Genomic DNA, 15,559 nt, shown 5'->3' on the forward strand with positions numbered 1-15,559 from the left:
GGCCGACCGGTGTCGGTGCGACTGATCGTCAGGACGTTCAGCGAGCTGTGTATCACCGCGGGTGCCCTGATCATCCTCTTTGTGGTCTACGTCCTGTTCTGGACCGGGGTGAAGGCCGCAGGTGCGACCGAGGGGCAGATAGACGAGCTGCAGAACCAATGGGCGCACGGGGCGGTGACCGCACCCGCACCCGCACCGTCCGGTCCGAAACAGTCCGGTCCGAAGCCGTCCGCCTCGGCGCCGGCGCCGAAGGCGTACCGCGACGGGAAGCCGTTCGCGATGCTCTACATACCCCGCTTCGGGAAGGACTGGGAGTGGCCTGTCCTGGAGAACACGAAGGTCAGGACGCTGCAGAAGGGGCTCGGGCACTACCGGGGCACCGCCGCGGCGGGCGCGACCGGCAACTTCGCCGTGGCGGGGCACCGGCGCACCTACGGTGATCCCTTCAAGGACTTCCCGAAGCTGCGCCCCGGGGACGCGGTGGTCCTGACGGACGGGACCACGTGGTTCACGTACCGCATCGACAGGAAGCCCTACCGGACCGTGCCCAGCGATGTCGGGGTCATCGATCCGGTACCCCGCAAGTCCGGCTTCGAGGGGCCCGGCCGCTATCTGACACTGACCACGTGCGATCCCGAATGGGGCAGCAGCCACCGGCTGATCGCCTGGGCGCACCTGGACGCGACCCAGCCCGTGACCGACGGCAGGCCCGCGGCTTTCCACAGCTGACCCACGGCGATGCTCCGGCCCTTTAGTCTGGTCCCGTACCGAATGGAGGGGTCAGCATGTACGGCTGGATCTGGCGGCATCTGCCGGGCAACGCGTGGGTGCGCGGGGTCATTTCGCTCGTGCTCGCCCTGGCGGTTGTCTATGTCCTGTTCCAGTACGTCTTCCCGTGGGCGGAGCCACTGCTCCCGTTCGGCGACGTGACGGTGGACGGCGACGGCGCGAGCGCGATGGGGGCCGGCCGATGAGCGCCCGCATCCTGGTCGTCGACAACTACGACAGCTTCGTCTTCAACCTCGTCCAGTACCTCTACCAGCTGGGCGCCGAGTGCGAAGTGCTCCGCAACGACGAGGTGACCACGGCCCACGCCCAGGACGGGTTCGACGGCGTCCTGCTCTCGCCCGGGCCCGGCACCCCCGAACACGCGGGCGTCTGCATCGACATGGTGCGGCACTGCGCGACGACCGGCGTCCCGGTCTTCGGCGTCTGCCTGGGGATGCAGTCGATGGCGGTGGCGTACGGCGGTGTGGTGGACCGTGCCCCCGAGCTGCTGCACGGCAAGACGTCCCCGGTGCTCCACGAGGGCAGGGGCGTCTTCGCCGGTCTGCCCTCGCCCTTCACCGCGACCCGCTACCACTCACTCGCCGCCGAGCCGGACACGGTCCCCGAGGAGCTGGAGGTCACCGCACGGACGGCCGACGGCATCATCATGGGGCTGCGCCACCGGGAACTTCCGGTCGAGGGCGTGCAGTTCCATCCGGAGTCGGTGCTCACCGAGCACGGCCATCTGATGCTGGCCAACTGGCTGGCGCGGTGCGGTGACACCGGAGCCGTCGAGAGGTCGGCGGGACTCGCGCCGGTGGTGGGCAAGGCCGCGGCGTGACGCCACCCCGCCACGGATCCGACGCCGGACAGGACGGCCCGTACCCACCTGGTGCGTACGAGGCCGCAGGCGCGTTCGAGGCGGCGGTTGACGACCTGGCGGACCCGTTGAACGACCCGCTGCCGGGGCGTCACGCATCGCCGTGGTTCCAGGCGGAATCCGCCCCCGCGGCGCAGGCGGTCACGGACGGCGGCGTGACGGGAGACCACGGCGTCGGGACCGCGTCGACGCAGGCGCCACACGGGCCACAGGCGGCCCAGGACCCCCCACGGGAGTGGTACGACCCCGAGGGCTACGAACGGGACTGGTACGGCCGCCAGGAGCCTCCGCAGGCGTCGCAGCCCCGGCAGGCGTTGCAGGCACCGCAGACGGCGGCAGGGCCCATGGCCCCGGTCGCGGAACCGCTCCGCCCCTCGGACGAGACCGTCGCGCTGCGGACGGCGGACACGCGGCGCATAGTCGTCGCCGATCAGGCCATGACGGTGTCCCTGCCGGTGACGGCCCCCCGCCCCGAAAGGGAGCACTCGGGGGACGCCGACGAACCGGGCGCCGACGAGCAGCGCGCCGACAGCCCGGCCACCGGCGGGCGGGCCGAGCGGCGCCGTGCGGCGAAGGGGCGGGGCCGCAGGCGCGGCGACGGTCAGTCGGAGTCCGCGTCCGCGGGGGCCGGCGGCGCGGACGGCGCTCCGCCGAAGCCGATGTCGCGCGTCGAGGCGCGGCGGGCGGCCAAGGCGGCGAAGGACAGCCCCGCGGTCGTCGTCAGCCGGGTGGTCGGTGAGCTCTTCATCTCGCTGGGCGTGCTGATGCTGCTGTTCGTCACTTACCAGCTGTGGTGGACGAACGTGCGTGCCGACCAGATCGCCGGCAAGGAGACGCACAAGATCCAGGACGACTGGGCCAAGGGCAAACGCAGCCCCGGCGCTTTCGCGCCGGGTGAGGGCTTCGCCATCATCCACATCCCCAAACTCGACGTGGTCACGCCGATCGCCGAGGGCATCAGCAAGGAGAAGGTCCTCGACCGGGGGATGGTCGGGCACTACGGCGAGGAACCGCTGCGTACGGCGATGCCCTCGGACAAGCAGGGCAACTTCGCGCTGGCCGGCCACCGCAACACACACGGCGAACCCTTCCGCTACGTCAACCGGCTGAGCCCCGGCGACCCGATCGTGGTGGAGACGCAGGACGCCTACTACACGTACGAGATGACGAGTGTCCTTCCCCAGACCTCGCCGTCCAACGTCTCGGTCATCGGGGCGGTGCCCCCGCAGTCGGGGTTCAAGAAGCCGGGCCGCTACATCACCCTGACGACCTGTACGCCCGAATTCACGAGTACGTACCGTTTGATCGTCTGGGGCAAGATGGTCGACGAACGGCCGCGCAGCAAGGGAAAGCCCGACGCGCTCCTGGACTGAGCGGGCCGAACGACATCACGACAGGGACGGTGCGGTGGCAGCGAGGACCGAGGACGAAGAGCAGACCGGCGAGTCCGCGCCCCCGGTGCGGCCCAGGGGCCGCCATCCCGTCGCGTCCGCAGTCAGTGTCTTCGGTGAACTCCTGATCACCGCAGGCCTGGTGCTGGGCCTCTTCGTCGTCTACTCCCTCTGGTGGACGAACGTCCTCGCCGACCGCGAGGCCGCCAAACAGGGCCACACCGTCCGCGACCGCTGGGCCGACGGCCCGGGTGCGCTGGACACCAAGGACGGCATCGGGTTCCTGCACGTCCCCTCGATGAAGAACGGCGAGGTGCTCGTCAAGAAGGGCACCGACACCGAGAACCTCAACGACGGCATCGCCGGCTACTACACCGATCCGGTGAAATCGGCTCTTCCCTCGGACAAGAAGGGCAACTTCACCCTGGCCGCCCACCGCGACGGCCACGGGGCGAAGTTCCACAACATCGACAAGGTGCGGACCGGGGACGCGATCGTCTTCGAGACCAAGGACACCTGGTACGTCTACAAGGTCTTCAAGGAGCTTCCCGAGACGTCGAAGTACAACGTCGAGGTGCTCCAGGCGGTCCCGAAGGGCTCGGGTGCGAAGAAGGCCGGCCGCTACATCACCCTGACGACGTGCACGCCCGTCTTCACGTCGAAGTACCGCTACATCGTGTGGGGCGAACTGGTGCGGACGGAGAAGGTCGACCGCGACCGTACGAAGCCGGCGGAGCTGCGCTGAGCGGCGCACCGACGGACAACAGGGCCCCGGTCACCGTTGAGGTGACCGGGGCCCTGTGCTTGTGCCGGGACTGCGAGGGCGTGTTTCGAAAGTCCCGCCTGCCCTCCGGGCGGACGGCGCTACTTTCGAAACAGGCCCTAGTGGCCGTTGTTCCCGCCGAGGAGGCCGTTCCCGTTCCCGCCCATGGTGGTGAGTGTGATGACGGTGGTGGCCGGATCGGCCTGGGTGTTCGGCTGCGGGTCGATGTTGACGACGGTGGCGTTGTCGTCCGGCGAGCTGCCCTCGGCGAACTGGATCTGCGTGAAGCCGGCCTGGGCCAGGAGTTGCTTGGCCTCGGACACCTTCTTCGTCCTGACCTCCGGGACGGGGACCGTCGCAGGCTGCGGCGGGCCCTTGGACACCTTGAGGATGATCGCGGTGTCCTTGCCCACCTTCTGGTTGGCCTCCGGGGTCTGGCCGACGACCTCGCCCGCGGGCTTCTCGTTGTCGACCTCGGACTTGCCGATGTTCGTGAAGCCGTTTCCGGTGAGCTGAGCGACCGCGTCGTCGTACGTGCGACCGGTCACCGGCGGGACCGAGATCAGCTTCTCCGTGGCGACCGAGAGCTTCACCTCGGAATTCTTCTCGGCCTTCTCGTTGCCCTTCGGGGACTGCTCCACGACGGTGCCCGGTTCCGCGTCGGCGGTCTCGACCGAGTTGACCGTGACCGTGAAGCCCTTCTCCTCAAGCTGCTTGCGGGCGCTCTCCTCGGACTTCTCCGTGACGTCCGGCACCTCGACCTTCGGAGCACCGCTGGAGACGAAGACCGTGATGGTGTCGCCTTCCGAGACCGTCTGGTCCTTTGTCGGCGTCTGCCGGCAGATCTTGCCCGCCGGCTGCTCCTCGCACTCCTCCTTGGGACCCTGCTTGAGGACGGTGCTGGTGTTCTCCGCGAGCAGCCGCGCTTCCTTGACGGTCGAGCCGACCATGTTCGGCGCCTTGAACGTGCCGTCGCCGCTGTCGCCGTCGCCGCCGAAGACGGCCTTGCCGATGAGGACCGCGCCGATCAGCACCAGGATGCCCGCGATCACGAGCAGGATCGTCGAGGTGTTGCTCTTCTTCTGGCGGCGGCGGTCGGGGCGGTCGTCGTAGCCGTAGCCACCGTCGTCCGGGTTGACCGGCGGCAGCATCGACGTCGGGGCGCCGTTCTGGTCCGTGGCCCGCAGGGCGGTGGTCGGCTGGTCGTTGTCGTAACCGCCGTAGCCGCCGTAACCCGCCGCGCCCATCGCCGCCGTCGCCGCGACCGGCTGACCGTCGAGGCAGGCCTCGATGTCGGCGCGCATCTCGTCGGCCGACTGGTAGCGGTAGTCGGGGTCCTTGGTGAGGGCCTTCAACACGATCGCGTCCATCTCGGGCGTGATCTCGGGGTCGAAGTTGCTGGGCGGCTGAGGCTCTTCCCGTACGTGCTGGTAGGCCACCGCGACGGGTGAGTCACCGACGAACGGCGGCCTGACGGCCAGCAGCTCGTAGAGCAGACAGCCGGTGGAGTACAGGTCGGAGCGCGCGTCCACCTGTTCGCCCTTGGCCTGCTCCGGGGAGAGGTACTGGGCGGTGCCGATGACGGCCGCGGTCTGGGTCATCGTCATGCCGGAGTCACCCATGGCGCGGGCGATACCGAAGTCCATGACCTTGACCTGGCCGGTGCGCGTCAGCATGACGTTCGCCGGCTTGATGTCGCGGTGGACGATCTGGGCGCGGTGCGAGTACTCCAGCGCCTGGAGGATCCCGACAGTCATCTCGAGGGTGCGCTCGGGCAGAAGTCTGCGACCGGAGTGCAGAAGCTCCCTGAGCGTGGACCCGTCGACGTACTCCATGACGATGTACGGGATCGAGACCCCGTCCACGTAGTCCTCACCGGTGTCGTAGACCGCGACGATCGCCGGATGGTTGAGCGAGGCGGCGGACTGGGCCTCACGGCGGAACCGGGCCTGGAAGGACGGGTCGCGGGCGAGGTCCGCCCGGAGCGTCTTCACAGCTACGGTGCGGCCGAGCCGGGTGTCGTGAGCGAGGTAGACCTCGGCCATGCCACCACGGCCGAGCACCGAGCCCAGCTCGTACCGGCCGCCGAGGCGACGCGGCTCTTCCATAACTGTTCCAGCCCTCTCCGTCAGTCCTGACCGCACCGGTGTGCGGTCCGGCGGTGTGCTGTTCGCGCATACGCTACCGGCCGCGCACTACCTGATCAGCCCGCAGGCGATACCTGATATCCGACCGGTATCCGCCGGGGCGGATTTGCGGCCAGGTGTGAGTGGTGTCACTTCTCGCTGTCGATGACTGCCTTCATGACCGCCCTCGCGACGGGGGCGGCCAGGCCACCACCGGAGATGTCGTCACGGCTGGCCTTGCCGTCCTCGACGACCACGGCGACGGCGACGGGGGAGCCGCTGTCGGTCTTGGCGTACGAGATGAACCAGGCGTACGGCTTCTCGCTGTTGTTGAGGCCGTGCTGTGCGGTGCCCGTCTTGCCGCCGACGGTGACGCCCTGGATCTTGGCGTTCTGCCCCGTGCCGTTCTGGACGACGGTCTCCATCATCTGCTGGAGCTTCTGGGCGTTCTCCCCCGAGAGGGGCTGGCTGAGCTGCTCCGGCTCGTGGGTGTAGATGTCGTCCAGGCTGGGCGCCTGCCGCTTGGCGACCATGTACGGCTGCATCAGCTTGCCGTCGTTGGCGACCGCGGCGGCCACCATGGCCATCTGGAGCGGGGTGGCGCGGTTGGACGCCTGGCCGATGCCCGCCATGGCGTTCTGGGGACGGTTGTCCTTGGGGTAGATGCTCGCGGTGGCGCGGACCGGGGTGAAGACGTCCTTGTTGAAGCCGAACTTGTCGGCTTCGTCGATCATCTTCTGGTTGCCTAGGTCATCGCTGATCTTGCCGAAGACGGTGTTGCAGGACCACCGCAGGGCTTCCCGGAGCGAGGCGTTCTCGCAGGGGATGCTGCCTTCGTTCTCCAGGTTTCCGGTGGTCAGCGGAAGGCGGTAGGGCAGCGGCGACTTCGTGGCCGCGTCGATGTCGGTGTAGAGCCCGTTCTCCAGGGCGGCGGCCGCGGTGACGACCTTGAAGGTCGAGCCGGGCGGGTAGGTCTCGCGCAATGCCCGGTTGAGCATCGGCTTGTCCTTGTCCTTCTGGAGCTTCTGCCAGGCCTCGGAGTCCTTGTCGGAGTTGCCCGCGAAGGTGGAGGGGTCGTACGACGGCGTGCTGGCCAGGGCCAGGATGGCGCCGGTCTGAGGGTCGAGGGCGGCGACGGCGCCCTTCTTGTTGCCGAGTCCCTCGAAGGCCGCCTTCTGGGCGGCGCTGTTCAGGGTGGTGACGACGTTGCCGCCCTGCTTCTTGTCACCCGTGAACATCGACATGGTGCGGTTGAAGAAGAGCTGGTCGTCGTTGCCGGTGAGGATGCCGTCCTCGAGCTTCTCGAGCTGCGAGGCGTCGAAGGCCTGCGAGGAGTAGCCGGTGACGGGGGCCCACATGGGGCCGTTCTCCCAGATCCGCTTGTACTTGAAGTCGCCGCTCTTGGTCTCGACGGACCCGGTGACGGACTTGCCGCCATCCACGATGATGTTGCCGCGCTCGTGCGCGTACCGCTCGATGCGGACGCGGCGGTTCTCGTCGCGGGTGTTGAGTTCGTCGGCCTTCACGTACTGGAGGTAGTTGGTCCGTGCGAGCAGGGCGAAGATGAGGACGCCGCAGAAGATCGCGATCCGGCGCAGGGGCTTGTTCACGGTCGGACCACCTGGGTCATCTCGGCGTCGGAGGACGGGGCGGGGGCCGGTGCGGGGCGGCGGGCGGTGTCGCTGATCCGGATCAGGACCCCGATCAGCGCCCAGTTGGCGATCACGGACGACCCGCCGGCCGCGAGGAACGGCATCGTCATACCGGTCAACGGGATGAGGCCCATGACACCGCCGGCGACGACGAAGACCTGGATGGCGAAGGCGCCGGAGAGCCCGATCGCGAGGAGCTTGCCGAAGGGGTCGCGCGCGGCGAGGGCCGTGCGGACACCGCGCTCGACGATGAGGCCGTAGATCAGCAGGACGGCCATCATTCCCGCCAGCCCGAGCTCCTCACCGACGGTGGAGAGGATGAAGTCGGCGTTGGCGGCGAAGCCGATCAGGTCGGAGTGGCCCTGACCCCAGCCGGTACCCAGGGTCCCGCCGGACCCGAACGACATGATGGCGTTGGAGATCTGCTCGCAGGCGCCGCTCACGTCGGTGGAGTAGCAGGCGAAGGGGTCCTGCCAGGCGTTCACACGTGACTGCACGTGGGGCTCGAAGGTGGCCACACCCACGGCGCCGGCTGCCGACATCAGGAGACCGAAGACGATCCAGCTGGTTCGCTCCGTGGCGACGTACAGCATGATCACGAAGAGGCCGAAGAACAGCAGGGACGTACCGAGGTCGGTCTCGAAGACCAGGATCAGGATCGACAGTGCCCAGATGACGAGGATCGGGCCGAGGTCTCGTCCACGCGGCAGGTACAGGCCCATGAAACGACGGCTGGCCAACGCCAGGGCATCACGTTTCACCATCAGGTAGCCGGAGAAGAAGATCGCGATGATGATCTTCGCGAACTCGCCCGGCTGGATGGAGAAGGGGCCCAGGCTGACCCAGATCTTCGCGCCGTTCACCGCGGGGAAGAACATCGGCATGATCAGCAGGACCAGCGCCGCCACCATGGAGATGTAGGTGTACCGCTGCAGGATGCGGTGGTCCTTGAGGATCATCAGCACCGCGACCAGCAGCGCTACGCCGATCGCCGAGTACATCAGCTGCTTGGGGGCGTCGGGTGTGAACTTGCCCCAACGGGACTCAGCCCGGTCGATCAGTCGTTGCGACTGGTCCAGCCGCCAGATCAGCACCAGGCCCAGCCCGTTGAGCAGCGTGGCCAGGGGCAGCAGCAGCGGATCCGCGTACGGGGCGAACTTGCGCACCACGAGGTGGGCCACACCGCCGAGCAGGATGAGGCCGAGGCTGTATCCGAACATGCCGGAAGGCAGCGAGCCGTCGATGGCGAGGCCCACGTTGGCGTAGGCGAACACCGAGATGGCGATGGCGAAGACCATCATCATCAGTTCGGTGTTGCGTCGGCTCGGTGCGTCGATCGCGCCGATGGTGGTCGTGTTGGTGACAACGCTCATGGTGCTGAAGGCCCCCTACGGCTTTACTGCTTACCGCACTGCGGGACCAGCTTCTTCTCTTCCTCCGAGAGGCTGGGACCGGGAGTGGGAGTCGCTGAAGTCTGCTTGGTCTTGGTGCCGGACGTGGTGGACGTCTTGGTGGCGTCCGTGTCCGTACCACTGGCCTGGCCCTCGTCGCTGGGGGCGTTCTTCTCGGCCGCGCGGCGCTGAGCGTCCTTCTTGCAGGCGGTGGCCTGGGTGGCGAGCTCGACGATCTTCTTGCGGGCGTCGGTCAGGTTGCCCTCGGCGATCGTCGCCTCGACCCGCTTGCGCTGGTACGGCGGGAGGTACTTGAGTTCGATCTCGGGGTGGTCCTTCTCGACCTTCGAGAGTGAGACCCATGCGAGGTCCTGGCTGATGCCCCGGTACAGCGCGACGTTGTCGTTGTTCGCGCCGACGAAGTACTGGGTCTGGGTCCAGCGGTAGCCCCCGTACACACCGCCGCCGATGACGGCCAGGGCGAGCACGATGTACAGGGACCGCTTGAGCCACTTGCGGCCGCCGGGCTTCACGAAGTCGTCGTCCGAGTAGGACCCGAAGGCCCCGTCCGGCATTCCGTCGTAGCCGACGTCGTCACCGCTGCCGGGAGGGCCGAAGCCACCCGCGGGCGGCGGGACGGGACGGCCGAGACCGGCCGCGCGTCCGGCGGGGGTCTGCATGGCGCCGCCGTCGTTCAGCTGGGCGGCCTGGTTCTCCGCGACGGCTCCGACGATGACCGGGGTGTCGTTGAGCTGACCGGCCAGGCTGTCGTTGCTGTCGACGTCGAGGACATCGGCGACGATGCAGGTGATGTTGTCCGGACCGCCACCGCGCAGGGCGAGCTGGATCAGGTCCTGGATGGTCTCCTGGGGGCCCTGGTAACTGGCGAGCGTCTCCTCCATCGTCTGGTGGGAGACGACGCCGGAAAGCCCGTCGGAGCAGATCAGGTATCGGTCGCCCGCCCGGACCTCACGGATGGAGAGATCGGGTTCGACGTGGTCGCCACTGCCCAGCGCGCGCATCAGCAGGGAGCGCTGCGGGTGGGTGGTGGCCTCCTCCTCCGTGATCCGGCCCTCGTCGACCAGTCGCTGGACCCAGGTGTGGTCCTGCGTGATCTGCGTCAGGACGCCGTCCCGCAGCAGGTAGGCGCGCGAGTCGCCGACGTGTACGAGGCCGAGGCGCTGACCCGTCCACAGGAGTGCGGTGAGCGTGGTGCCCATGCCCTCCAGCTGGGGGTCCTCCTCGACCATCATGCGCAGCTGGTCGTTGGCCCGTTGGACCGCCGTACCGAGCGAGGTGAGGATGTCGGAACCGGGCACGTCGTCATCCAGCTGGACGAGCGTGGAGATCACCTCGGAGCTGGCGACCTCACCGGCTGCCTGGCCACCCATGCCGTCAGCGATGGCGAGAAGACGCGGGCCGGCATAGCCGGAGTCCTCGTTGCCTTCGCGGATCATGCCCTTGTGCGATCCGGCGGCGAAGCGCAGGGAAAGACTCATGCGCACCTCGCCCGTCGGTTCGGGGTACAACCGGTCTCGAGCCACACTGCCCACCCTCCGGTCGGGAGCCTGGCCGGGTCCGATGCCCGGGCCGCTGCGGCTCGCTCGCTCCGCTCGCTCATTGTCGTACTACTTCCGCAGCTCGATGACGGTCTTGCCGATCCGGATCGGCGCGCCCAGCGGAACAGGCGTCGGCGTGGTGAGACGGGTCCGGTCCAGATACGTGCCGTTGGTGGACCCGAGATCCTCGACGATCCACTGACCGTCACGGTCGGGGTAGATCCTGGCATGCCTGCTGGACGCGTAGTCGTCGTCCAGCACGATCGTTGAATCATGGGCCCGGCCCAGCGTGATGGTCTGGCCCTGGAGCGCCACCGTGGTTCCGGTGAGCGTGCCCTCGGACACGACCAGCTTTGTCGGTGCCCCCCGGCGCTGGCGGCCGGGCTGCTGGCGCTGCTGCGGCGGTGCCGCAGCAGTCTGGCGTGCCTGTGGAGGCCGCGCGTCAGCAGCAGTGCGGCGTGAGCCGCGCTGCGTGACGCGCGTTCCGAACAGGTCACTTCGAATGACCTGGACGGCCACGATCACGAACAGCCACAGAACAGCCAGGAATCCTAGCCGCATGACCGTAAGGGTCAGCTCTGACATTGCCCCCGCTTCACCCTTCGGCTTGCCGGTAAACGATGGTGGTGCTGCCCACGACGATCCGCGAGCCGTCGCGGAGCGTAGCGCGGGTTGTGTGCTGCCCGTCTACCACGATGCCGTTGGTAGACCCGAGATCCTGGATCGTCGAGGGCGTCCCGGTCCTGATCTCACAGTGCCGGCGGGAGACGCCGGGGTCGTCGATCCGCACGTCGGCGTCGGTGCTGCGTCCCATCACGAGCGTCGGCCGGGAGATCTGGTGGCGGGTGCCGTTGATCTCGATCCAGCGTCGCACCTGCGCGTTCGGCAGGGGTGTGGGGGTAGCCGGGGGACGCCGGTCGGATCCCTGAGCTCCACCGTGCCTGGCGCCCGGCGGCGGGGCCGCGGGCATGGGCGGGGCGGAGCTCGGCGGGTAACCGTAACCGCCGGGGGCCTGGGGGCGCCCGTGTCCGGGGCGGGCAGGCGGTGCGGCCTGCTGTCCCGGGTGGCTCTGGAAGCCCTGCTGGCCGGGCTGGTCGGGCTGTGACGAACTCGACGCCAGGGTGCGGCTCCGCACCCGGTAGAGGCCGGTGTCGAGGTCGTCCGCCTTCTCCAGATGGACCTTGATCGGTCCCATGAAGGTGTACCGCTGCTGCTTGGCGTAGTCCCTGACCAGCCCGGAGAGCTCGTCGCCCAGCTGGCCGGAGTACGGGCTGAGGCGCTCGTAGTCCGGGGCGCTGAGCTCGACGATGAAGTCGTTGGGGACGACGGTCCGCTCGCGGTTCCAGATGGTGGCGTTGTTGTCGCACTCCCGCTGGAGGGCGCCGGCGATCTCGACCGGCTGGACCTCGGACTTGAAGACCTTGGCGAAGGTGCCGTTCACCAGACCTTCGAGACGCTGCTCGAAACGCTTCATGACTCCCATGGGGCACCTCCTCCGGTGTCGTCGTCCCTGTACTGCTTACTGATCGTATCCACGCGTCGGGAAATCGGCTGGTTCCCCTTGTCTGCACTGTGGATGAGTGTCCCCCCTCACACGGATCGTAGAGGCGGCCTCCAGACAGTGTCCCGCACCTTGGGTGCACTCAGAAGGAGTGGGGGGCGGCGGCTCCGGGTTCCCGGTTCCCTTCGGACGTTCGGCGAAACAAACGGATGTGAATCCACCCTGTCCAGCGTGCTAATCTTCCGTTTGTCGCCAGGCGCTCACCGAACAAGTGAGAGTCTGGAAACACCACTCATGCGCGAGTGGCGGAACGGCAGACGCGCTGGCTTCAGGTGCCAGTGTCCTTAGGGACGTGGGGGTTCAAATCCCCCCTCGCGCACAAGAAGGAAGCCCCACAGGCCAATGGTCTGTGGGGCTTCTTCAGTTCGTGGCCGGGCAGGTGCCTGGGTGGCTTGGTTTCACGTGAAACGTCCGGTTCCGGTCCTCGGACGGGAGTGGGGAAGCCGGAGCCGACGCGTGGGAAGGGCCGGGGTCCATGGACCCCGGCCCTTCCGTCTTCCCGCCCTGCCCCTCGGCCGGCCGGCCGGCCCGGAACCGGCCCTGAACTCGGCCTTGAGGCGGCCCTGGGCCGTCTCGGACGGTCTCAGGCGGCGAGCCGGGAAGCGAGGGCCTTGGCCTTCTCCGAGGCGTCGCTGAGCGCCTTGGCGCGGGAGGAGTCGGCGAGGGGGATGAGTTCGGCCATCTGCGGGTTGCTGTGGGCCAGGGTGAGCTCCGGAACGATGAAGTCGACCTCGGCGGCGAACATGGACGTCAGCAGCTTCTCCAGATAGTTCTGCACGAACTCGGCGTCCTCGCGCGGCGTGCCCGCGGCATACGAGCCCCCGCGACTGGCGACGACGGTGATGGGGGTGCCGGCCACCGGGCTGTCGGGGCCGACGTTGTGGCCGACGACGATCACGTGGTCGAGCCAGGCCTTGAGGGTCGACGGAATCGTGAAGTTGTACATCGGGGCGCCGATCAGGACCGCGTCCGCGGCGGCGAGTTCCGCTGCGAGCTCGCCGCGCAGCGGGTGTGCGACGCCGGCTGCGGCGGCCTCGGCATTCAGGTGCGGCAGGGGCTCGGCGGCGAGATCACGGTAGATGACCTTCCCGTCGGGGTGCTGCTCGCGCCAGGTCTCCACGAAGGCTGCCGTGACCTCGCGTGACGCGGAGCCCTGGGGGAAGACGGCGGAATCGAGGTGCAGGAGGGTGGCCATGACGGTCTCCACGGTTCGGTGAGAAGTGGGCCGGTGCGCGACCCAAACTTTCGTACGTACCTAGTAATAACATAGGGACTTACAAAAAGTAAGCCGCTCACGTCCACGCAGTACTCTGGACGGATGGCGGATCACAGCGAGCAAACGTGCAGGCGGGTGGACGTCGGCATCAGCCGCGTCTTCGAGCTGTTCGGTAAGCGCTGGACCGGGCCGATCGTCTCCGTACTGATGCAGCAGCCGGTGCACTTCGCCGACCTGAGGCGGGCTATCCCGGGCATCAGCGAGCGCATGCTCTCGGACCGGCTGACCGAACTGGGGGCGGCGGGGTTGGTGGTCCGCGAGGTCGACGAGGGGCCGCCCTTGCGGGTGTCGTACCGCCTGACGCAGGCCGGGGCCGCCATGGAACCCGCGCTCAAGGAACTGGGGAACTGGGCGGAAGCCCATCTGAGGGACGACCTCGGCGGCTGTTAGACCTCCTCGTGTGTCCGGCCGGATGGGTCCGGGCGACCGCCCGTGGGCCCGGTCGGTTCCTGGCGGATCAGGGTGCGAGATCGGTGGGCAGCGGTACCGTCTGCGGCAGTTGATGCGGGACCGGGACGCCGGACGCCGAACGCGGCGCCGGGTGCGGTCGGGGGAGGCTGCGCGCCATGGGTGACATCGAAGCGACCGTGCCGGTACAGCGGGCCGTCAGGGACGGCCGGCGGATTCCCGTCGTGCCCGGGTTCGCGCGCCGCACGAACGCGGAGGACCGGCGTGAGCCGTCATCGCCGAAAGAGTCCGGCAAGGCGCTGCGCCGGAGTGTGCCCCGTTCCTCGCACTCCTCTCTCGTTCTGCCTGCGGGACGGCCCGACGCGGTGCGGGCGGTCGAGGAGTCGAACCAGGGCCGAGTGCCGGGTCTCACCCCGATACGGGTGGGGCGGATGGCCGCCACACCCTTCGCCTTCCTGCGGGGTTCCGCGGGCCTGATGGCCCACGACCTCGTGGGGACACCGGTCACCGGGGTGGCCGCTCAGCTCTGCGGCGACGCGCACGCGGCGAATTTCGGGCTGTACGGCGACGCGCGGGGCCGTCTGGTCATCGATCTGAACGACTTCGACGAGACAGTGGCCGGTCCCTGGGAGTGGGATCTCAAGCGTCTCGCCACCTCGCTGGTGCTCGCGGGCCGCGAGGCCGGTGCGGACGAGGACACATGCCGCAGGGGGGCGTACGACACCGTGGGCGCGTACCGGCGGACGATGCGACTGCTGGCGCGGCTGCCCGCGCTCGACGCGTGGAATGCCATCGCCGACGAGGAACTGGTCTCGCACACGGACGCGCGGGATCTGCTGGGCACCCTGGAGCGGGTGTCGGAGAAGGCACGCAACAACACCAGTGCCCGCTTCGCCGCGAAGTCCACGGAGGACTGTGAGGACGGCGGGCGCCGGTTCGTCGACGCGCCGCCGGTACTGCGCCGGGTGCCGGACGCGGAGGCCGCGGCCGTGGCTGCGGGGCTGGGCGAGTATCTGGGCACTGTCTCGGAGGACCGGGTGCCGCTGCTGGCCCGGTACGCGATCCACGATGTGGCGTTCCGGGTGGTCGGCACGGGGAGCGTGGGAACCCGGTCGTACGTGGTGCTGCTCCTGGATCACCGGGGTGAGCCACTGGTCCTGCAGGTGAAGGAGGCCAGGACCTCGGTGCTGGCGCCGTATCTGCCGGCCGTGGGCTTCGAGGTGCCGGAGGTGGGTCACGAGGGGCGCCGGGTGGTGCTCGGGCAGAAGCGGATGCAGGTCGTCAGCGACATCCTGTTGGGGTGGGCGACCGTGGAGGGCAGGCCCTTCCAGGTGCGGCAGTTCCGGAACCGGAAGGGCAGCGTCGACCCTGCCGCACTCGCCGCCGACGAGGTCGACGACTACGGCCGCATGACCGGTGCGCTGCTGGCGCGGGCTCATGCTCACAGCGCCGACCCGCGGCTGATCGCGGGGTACTGCGGCAAGAACGATGAGCTGGACGAGGCGGTGGCGGCGTTCGCCGTGACGTATGCGGACCGTACCGAGGCGGACCATGCGGAGCTGGTGCAGGCCATCGGCGCGGGGCGGATAGCGGCTGAGCAGGGGGTGTGAGGCGGAGTCGGGGCAGGGTGGGACGCGCGGCGCGGCGGGGCGCGAGGGGGGTGGGGTCCACCCTTGAGCGGGGGTGTGACGCCCTGTGAGCGAAGGGCCTGAGGCTGAATGTGCCGGGGTGTGGCGCTCGATGCGGGGGAGCGGGATGCCCGCTGTGCCGACCGCGCGTCCTCG

At 68.8% G+C, this 15,559-nt stretch carries 14 protein-coding genes and 1 tRNA gene; 8 read left to right on the plus strand and 7 right to left on the minus strand.

The genetic code is table 11. The features are described from left to right. Positions 1 to 9 precede the first annotated feature (9 nt). From OG538_RS18140 to OG538_RS18160, 5 genes are read left to right on the plus strand one after another with little or no spacing between them, the layout of a single operon-like run. The gene (locus tag OG538_RS18140; protein ID WP_406094819.1) at positions 10 to 729 is read left to right on the plus strand and encodes a class E sortase; all 720 of its coding nucleotides are present in this window, start codon (positions 10 to 12) and stop codon (positions 727 to 729) included. 56 nt (positions 730 to 785) lie between these two features. Continuing rightward, on the plus strand, positions 786 to 974 hold the full coding sequence (locus OG538_RS18145; protein WP_406094821.1) for a hypothetical protein: 189 nt from the start codon (positions 786 to 788) through the stop codon (positions 972 to 974). Then, complete coding sequence (locus OG538_RS18150) at positions 971 to 1,609, plus strand: aminodeoxychorismate/anthranilate synthase component II (RefSeq protein ID WP_406094823.1); 639 nt, start codon at positions 971 to 973, stop codon at positions 1,607 to 1,609. Before OG538_RS18145 ends, OG538_RS18150 begins: the two co-directional genes overlap by 4 nt. Next, a complete protein-coding gene (locus OG538_RS18155) occupies positions 1,606 to 3,021 on the plus strand; it encodes a class E sortase (protein WP_406094825.1) in 1,416 nt (471 codons plus the stop codon). The genes OG538_RS18150 and OG538_RS18155 overlap by 4 nt, the downstream gene beginning before the upstream one ends. 34 nt (positions 3,022 to 3,055) lie before the next feature. Then, complete coding sequence (locus OG538_RS18160) at positions 3,056 to 3,784, plus strand: class E sortase (protein WP_406094827.1); 729 nt, start codon at positions 3,056 to 3,058, stop codon at positions 3,782 to 3,784. A gap of 137 nt (positions 3,785 to 3,921) precedes the next feature. On the opposite strand, the gene pknB is transcribed toward OG538_RS18160, so the two are convergent. The 6 genes from pknB to OG538_RS18190 form a co-directional block, all read right to left on the minus strand. Continuing rightward, positions 3,922 to 5,910, minus strand: a complete 1,989-nt coding sequence (pknB, locus tag OG538_RS18165) for a Stk1 family PASTA domain-containing Ser/Thr kinase (protein WP_406094829.1) — start codon at positions 5,908 to 5,910, stop codon at positions 3,922 to 3,924. A gap of 167 nt (positions 5,911 to 6,077) precedes the next feature. After that, positions 6,078 to 7,538, minus strand: a complete 1,461-nt coding sequence (locus tag OG538_RS18170) for a peptidoglycan D,D-transpeptidase FtsI family protein (protein WP_406094831.1) — start codon at positions 7,536 to 7,538, stop codon at positions 6,078 to 6,080. Further along, the gene (locus OG538_RS18175) at positions 7,535 to 8,953 is read right to left on the minus strand and encodes an FtsW/RodA/SpoVE family cell cycle protein (protein ID WP_406094833.1); all 1,419 of its coding nucleotides are present in this window, start codon (positions 8,951 to 8,953) and stop codon (positions 7,535 to 7,537) included. The genes OG538_RS18170 and OG538_RS18175 overlap by 4 nt, the downstream gene beginning before the upstream one ends. 23 nt (positions 8,954 to 8,976) lie before the next feature. Beyond that, positions 8,977 to 10,470, minus strand: coding sequence for a Stp1/IreP family PP2C-type Ser/Thr phosphatase (locus OG538_RS18180; protein ID WP_406094835.1), 1,494 nt, complete (start codon positions 10,468 to 10,470; stop codon positions 8,977 to 8,979). 129 nt (positions 10,471 to 10,599) lie between these two features. After that, positions 10,600 to 11,115: an FHA domain-containing protein gene (locus tag OG538_RS18185; RefSeq protein WP_266780367.1), complete on the minus strand. Its 516-nt coding sequence runs from the start codon at positions 11,113 to 11,115 to the stop codon at positions 10,600 to 10,602. Positions 11,116 to 11,125: 10 nt separating this feature from the next. Further along, positions 11,126 to 12,013: an FhaA domain-containing protein gene (locus OG538_RS18190; RefSeq protein ID WP_406094837.1), complete on the minus strand. Its 888-nt coding sequence runs from the start codon at positions 12,011 to 12,013 to the stop codon at positions 11,126 to 11,128. A 314-nt stretch (positions 12,014 to 12,327) separates the two neighbouring features. Here OG538_RS18190 and OG538_RS18195 point away from each other — a divergent pair. Continuing rightward, positions 12,328 to 12,410, plus strand: a tRNA-Leu gene (locus OG538_RS18195). Between the two features lie 264 nt (positions 12,411 to 12,674). Here the strand turns inward: OG538_RS18195 and OG538_RS18200 are convergent. Continuing rightward, positions 12,675 to 13,286: an FMN-dependent NADH-azoreductase gene (locus tag OG538_RS18200; RefSeq protein ID WP_406094839.1), complete on the minus strand. Its 612-nt coding sequence runs from the start codon at positions 13,284 to 13,286 to the stop codon at positions 12,675 to 12,677. Between the two features lie 123 nt (positions 13,287 to 13,409). Here OG538_RS18200 and OG538_RS18205 point away from each other — a divergent pair, with 123 nt between their 5' ends. Then, on the plus strand, positions 13,410 to 13,757 hold the full coding sequence (locus OG538_RS18205; RefSeq protein WP_406094841.1) for a winged helix-turn-helix transcriptional regulator: 348 nt from the start codon (positions 13,410 to 13,412) through the stop codon (positions 13,755 to 13,757). A gap of 176 nt (positions 13,758 to 13,933) precedes the next feature. After that, on the plus strand, positions 13,934 to 15,385 hold the full coding sequence (locus OG538_RS18210) for a DUF2252 domain-containing protein (protein WP_406094843.1): 1,452 nt from the start codon (positions 13,934 to 13,936) through the stop codon (positions 15,383 to 15,385). The last annotated feature ends 174 nt before the right edge of the window (positions 15,386 to 15,559 follow it).

This window comes from Streptomyces sp. NBC_01013 (assembly GCF_045162765.1).
Lineage (GTDB): Bacteria > Actinomycetota > Actinomycetes > Streptomycetales > Streptomycetaceae > Streptomyces.

Bases quoted from the DNA above. Each gene is read 5' to 3' on its own strand.
- OG538_RS18180 (WP_406094835.1), bottom strand. From the start codon at position 10,470: ATGAGTCTTTCCCTGCGCTTCGCCGCCGGATCGCACAAGGGCATGATC.
- OG538_RS18190 (WP_406094837.1), bottom strand. From the start codon at position 12,013: ATGGGAGTCATGAAGCGTTTCGAGCAGCGTCTCGAAGGTCTGGTGAAC.
- OG538_RS18210 (WP_406094843.1), top strand. From the start codon at position 13,934: ATGGGTGACATCGAAGCGACCGTGCCGGTACAGCGGGCCGTCAGGGAC.
- OG538_RS18175 (WP_406094833.1), bottom strand. From the start codon at position 8,953: ATGAGCGTTGTCACCAACACGACCACCATCGGCGCGATCGACGCACCG.
- OG538_RS18150 (WP_406094823.1), top strand. From the start codon at position 971: ATGAGCGCCCGCATCCTGGTCGTCGACAACTACGACAGCTTCGTCTTC.
- OG538_RS18205 (WP_406094841.1), top strand. From the start codon at position 13,410: ATGGCGGATCACAGCGAGCAAACGTGCAGGCGGGTGGACGTCGGCATC.
- pknB (WP_406094829.1), bottom strand. From the start codon at position 5,910: ATGGAAGAGCCGCGTCGCCTCGGCGGCCGGTACGAGCTGGGCTCGGTG.
- OG538_RS18185 (WP_266780367.1), bottom strand. From the start codon at position 11,115: ATGTCAGAGCTGACCCTTACGGTCATGCGGCTAGGATTCCTGGCTGTT.
- OG538_RS18200 (WP_406094839.1), bottom strand. From the start codon at position 13,286: ATGGCCACCCTCCTGCACCTCGATTCCGCCGTCTTCCCCCAGGGCTCC.
- OG538_RS18145 (WP_406094821.1), top strand. From the start codon at position 786: ATGTACGGCTGGATCTGGCGGCATCTGCCGGGCAACGCGTGGGTGCGC.